At 39.8% G+C, this 4,611-nt stretch carries 5 protein-coding genes and 1 pseudogene; 4 read left to right on the top strand and 2 right to left on the bottom strand.

The window, feature by feature from the left end; genetic code table 11:
* Positions 1-31: 31 nt before the first annotated feature.
* From LS67_RS09335 to LS67_RS09325, 3 genes are read left to right on the top strand one after another with little or no spacing between them, the layout of a single operon-like run.
* Positions 32-3,085, top strand: coding sequence for a type I restriction endonuclease subunit R (locus LS67_RS09335; RefSeq protein WP_138109720.1), 3,054 nt, complete (start codon positions 32-34; stop codon positions 3,083-3,085).
* A gap of 15 nt (positions 3,086-3,100) precedes the next feature.
* The gene (locus LS67_RS09330) at positions 3,101-3,577 is read left to right on the top strand and encodes a BspA family leucine-rich repeat surface protein (RefSeq protein WP_052099938.1); all 477 of its coding nucleotides are present in this window, start codon (positions 3,101-3,103) and stop codon (positions 3,575-3,577) included.
* A gap of 27 nt (positions 3,578-3,604) precedes the next feature.
* On the top strand, positions 3,605-3,862 hold the full coding sequence (locus tag LS67_RS09325) for a zinc ribbon domain-containing protein (RefSeq protein WP_034328479.1): 258 nt from the start codon (positions 3,605-3,607) through the stop codon (positions 3,860-3,862).
* Here LS67_RS09325 and LS67_RS09320 read toward each other — a convergent pair.
* Positions 3,839-4,141: an ArsR/SmtB family transcription factor gene (locus LS67_RS09320; RefSeq protein ID WP_034328478.1), complete on the bottom strand. Its 303-nt coding sequence runs from the start codon at positions 4,139-4,141 to the stop codon at positions 3,839-3,841. The genes LS67_RS09325 and LS67_RS09320 overlap by 24 nt on opposite strands.
* A gap of 11 nt (positions 4,142-4,152) precedes the next feature.
* Positions 4,153-4,452: pseudogene (locus LS67_RS09315) on the bottom strand (permease); the annotation flags it as partial.
* On the opposite strand from LS67_RS09315, the gene LS67_RS10055 reads away from it, so the two are divergent.
* Positions 4,389-4,532: a hypothetical protein gene (locus LS67_RS10055; protein WP_236096388.1), complete on the top strand. Its 144-nt coding sequence runs from the start codon at positions 4,389-4,391 to the stop codon at positions 4,530-4,532. The pseudogene LS67_RS09315 and the gene LS67_RS10055 overlap by 64 nt on opposite strands.
* The last annotated feature ends 79 nt before the right edge of the window (positions 4,533-4,611 follow it).

Below are 4,611 nucleotides of genomic sequence, written 5' to 3'. Positions count from 1 at the left end.
GCAAGAACCTCAAAAGCTTGATGAAAACGCCATAGAATCCTTGCTCCTGCAACATTTAGAAAACGCAGGATATGACTACAAAAGCGGCAAGGAATTAGAGCGCAAAAGCGAGGAGTGGATACTTGAGAGTGAGTTTAAAGAAGCGGTGCAGAGGATTAACTTTGCAGATTCCAAACCTTGCAATCTAGCCTTAAGCCAAGAAACCCAAGAGCAGCTTATAAGCGAGGCATTGGCTAGACTTAAAGCCCTTGAAAATGAGGAACTTTTAGAAGCAAATGCGAAATGCCACGCTTATCTTACGCAGGGTATCCCGCTTGAAGTACTACTTGATGGTGAAATGCGAGGCATTCTCTTGCAAGTGCTAGATTTTGAAAACCCGCAAAACAATCACTTTTTGTGTGCTAATCAACTCCATTTTGAATCTAAAATGCCCAAACGCCCTGATGTTATGCTCTTTGTCAATGGCTTACCCTTAGTGGTGTGTGAGCTTAAAAATCCTCTAAATCCAAATGCTACCTTGCAAAACGCCTATCATCAGATTCAAACTTACAAGGCGCAGATTCCTATGCTTTTTATCTCCAATGCGCTATGTATGGTAAGCGATGGGCTAAATAGCAAGGTGGGGAGCTTGAGTGCGGACTTCACACGCTTTATGGTGTGGAAAGACGAGGATAAAACCAATACGCAAATGCCCCAAATACCTGATGTATTAAAGCCTCACAATCTTTTGGAATTTACGCGCTTTTTTATCTTCTTTGAAAAAGAGACTTTTTATGATAAAGCAGGCTTATCCACGACAAAAATCAACAAAAAAATCGCTGCCTATCATCAGTACTATGCGGTGCAAAAGGCAATAGAATCCGCTAGAAGCGCAATGAATGGAGACAAAAGAGGAGGGGTGCTCTGGCACACGCAAGGGAGTGGCAAAAGTCTCACAATGGTATTTTTCAGCGCAAAGGCGATTGCGAGCTTTGCCAACCCCACGCTTTTACTCATCACCGATAGAAACGACCTTGACGAGCAGCTTTTTGGCACTTTTGCTAGAGCAAAGGAGCTTTTACGCACAGAGCCAATCCTTGCAACTAGCACACAGGACTTAAAAGCAAAGCTTAAAAGGGCAAGTGGGGGCATTGTCTTTAGCACGATTCAAAAATTTAGAAGCGAGGGAGAAAGCTTTGAATGCTTAAGCAAAAGAGAAAATATCCTCGTGCTATGTGATGAAGCTCACAGAAGCCAATATGGCTTTGAAGCGCGACTTGATGAGGAGGCGCAACTCCGCTATGGCTATGCAAAATATTTGCGAGACGCGCTACCAAATGCCACTTATCTAGGCTTTAGCGGCACGCCGATAGAAAAGGCAGACGCGGACACAAGGCGCGTTTTTGGAGAATACATTGATATTTATGATATTGCAAGAGCGGTAGAGGATAAGGCGACTTTGCCAATTTATTATGAAAGCAGGTTAGCTAAAATTGCTTTAAGCGCAGAGGGACAAGAGATTTTAAGCGCGCTAGATTCTAAACTAAGCAAAAGTGAGGAGCAAGAGAAAATCAACGCCAAAGCCACAAGATTATGCGAGATTGTCGGGGCAAAGGATAGACTACAAACTATCGCAAAGGATATTTTAGAGCATTTTACACAGCGACAGAAGATTTTGCAAGGCAAGGCGATGATTGTTTGTATGAGCCGAGAAATCGCAGTGTCTTTATATGAGCAAATCGTGCATTTAAATCCCTCGTGGCATAATGAGGATTCCACAAAGGGTAAAATCAAAGTGATTATCACCGCAAAGAGCGATGATGGAGAAAAAATAAGCAAACACCACACGAGCAAGGCGCAAAGAAGCGAAATCGCTAAAAGGCTTAAAAGCATTGATGATGAGCTACAAATGGTTATCGTGTGTGATATGTGGCTCACAGGCTTTGATGTGCCACCGCTGCATACGCTTTATATGGATAAATTCCTAAGCGGACATAACCTTATGCAAGCCATAGCGAGGGTAAATCGCGTGTATAAAGACAAACCGGCGGGGCTGGTGGTGGATTATTTAGGAATTGCCAATGAACTAAAAAATGCACTAGAATTTTATACTCAAAGCGGAGGCAAGGGCGAGTTTGTGCAGGATAAAGACAAAATCATTGACAAAATGCAAGAAAACTATGAAATTACCGCGCAAATGCTGCAAGGAATCAACTATTTGCAGTATTTTACGCTTAACGCACAAGAAAAACTTCAGTTTATCGCCCAAGTTTTAGAATGTATCCTAGCCCAAGAAAATGGCAAAAAGCGATTTTTAGATAATACAACAAGGCTTTTAAAATCCTATGCAATGGCTCTGCCTTGCGAGGAAGCGGAGAAAATCGCAAAAGATGTGGCGTTTTTTGACCTCATCAAAAGGACTTTGCAAAAATACGAAAGAGAGGAGGAGGGAAAATCTCTTGTGCCACAAAGCGCAATTAGGCAAATTATTAATGACGCGATTGTGAGTGAGGGGGTAGTGAAACTTTTAGATAGCGCAGGGATTGCAAAGCCAAACCTCTCTATCCTTTCAGAGGAGTTTTTAAGCGAGCTTGCCTCCCATAAACACAAAAACCTTGCCTTGCAGACTTTGCAAAAGCTTTTAAATGATGAACTAAGTGCGCGTCTTAGCTCTGCACTTTCTGCAAAAAGCTTGATAGAGCGACTGCAAAAGACAATGCAAAAATATCAAAACAACCTCCTTAGTGTAGCAGAAGCCATAGAGGAGCTGATTGCCCTAGGCAAAGAACTCGTTGCGAGTGATATGCAGAGGCAGGAAATGGGATTAAAAGACTATGAATATGCCTTTTATGAAGCGATTGCCAAAAATGAAAGTGCAAAAGAAGTGATGAGTAAAAATGAGCTAAAAGAACTTGCCATAGCGATTTTTCAAACTCTCAAGCAAAATGTTAGCTTAGATTGGCAGCATAAAGAAAGTGTGCGAGCAAAGCTTCGTGTGGCAGTTAAAAGGGTGCTGCAAAAATATGGCTATCCGCCTGATATGCAAAAACTTGCAGTGGATAGAGTCATAGAACAAGCCGAGCTTGTGGCGAGTAATCTTGTGTGAAGTAAGGAGAATAAAATGTATAAAATGGGGACAAAGAAAAAAGTAGGCTTTGCATTATTGGCAATAATGGTCTTTAATTTATCTAGTAGTTACGCAGATTCTCAACACAAATATTTTCCAAAGACTAGAGAGGAATTAAAGGCTTTTGTCCAAGATGAAAGTATTAATCTAGGAGAAATTGATACTTCTGCCATTACTGATATGGCAAAACTTTTTGAAGGAAGCACAAGGCAAGATTTCAGCGGGATAGAATCATGGGATACTTGTAAGGTAAAATATATGGATAATATTTTTTACAGTGCAGAATCTTTCAATCAGCCTTTGGATAAGTGGAATACAAGCAGCGTGAAATATATACAAGAGATGTTTTATGGGGCAGAATCATTCAATCAGTCTTTGGATAGTTGGAACGTCAAGAACGTTTTGGATATGCGTGATATATTTGGAAGTTCTCCATTACAAAACAATCCGCCAAAATGGTATAAAGAATAGATTCTAAAGAAAAAAGAGGGATTCTTAATGCAAAATACAATCTGCCAAAGCTGCGGTATGCCCCTTACTTCCAAAGAACAAATGGGCTTAGAAAAGGACGGAAGCGCGAGTGTTGATTATTGCAAGTATTGTTATGAAAGAGGTGAATTTATAGATAAAGTCTCAATGCAAGAGTATATAGAAATGTGTTCGCTATATGGCGCACAAGCGGGAATGAGCAATGAGCAATTCAAAGCACACTGCACTAAAATTTTCCCAACACTAAAAAGGTGGCAAACATCTTAAATCAAGCTCTTCTATGGCTTGCAAAGCTTGTTGATGAAAGGGGGTTAAATGATTATTTATCCCATAATACGCCCAAGCACCTTTACGATTTACATATAAAAAGCCTGAATCTTTTAATATTTTCAAATGCCTTGATAAGCGTGATTGCTTCATATCTAACATATTTTGCAAATCACATACGCAAGTCTCACCATTTGCAGGTAAAAAATTCAAAATTAATATTCTCGTCTCATCATTGAGCGCACCCACAATGTTTAAAAAACTATCAACCTTATTCATCTTATGCCTCACTATAAAAAATAAATAATCATACCAAATCCTATGGCAATACATAAAACCAACCCAACAAACAATGCTAAAAAATTTAACTTAAATATGCTTTTTAATAATATGAGTTCAGGCAGAGAGCAACCAGCGCCAGCGATTAAAAAACTCATTATTACACCCTCATTGACGCCAACTCCAAGTAATGCGACACCAATAGGTATAATTGCCTCCACCCTAACATAAAGCAAAATGCCAATAAATGCAGCAAAAATCACATTTAAAATCCCAAACCCACCAAGATAATTTTGTAAAAAATCCTGTGGCGAGTGTGGCGGAGCAGTCAAAACTGCCAAAATCCCCACGCGTTAAATCTCTCGCCAAAAATACACATTTTCAAGCATAAATCAAATACTTTAAAACACTTCCTACAACCTCCCTATTTCTCTACCTAAAAGATAGAAAAATGTTACTTTTCTCTATAC

The organism is Helicobacter sp. MIT 03-1616, from assembly GCF_000765685.2.
Classification (GTDB): Bacteria; Campylobacterota; Campylobacteria; order Campylobacterales; family Helicobacteraceae; genus Helicobacter_C; species Helicobacter_C typhlonius.
Note: the sequence above shows the minus strand (reverse complement) of the source record. Positions and strands in the feature narration are given on the sequence as shown.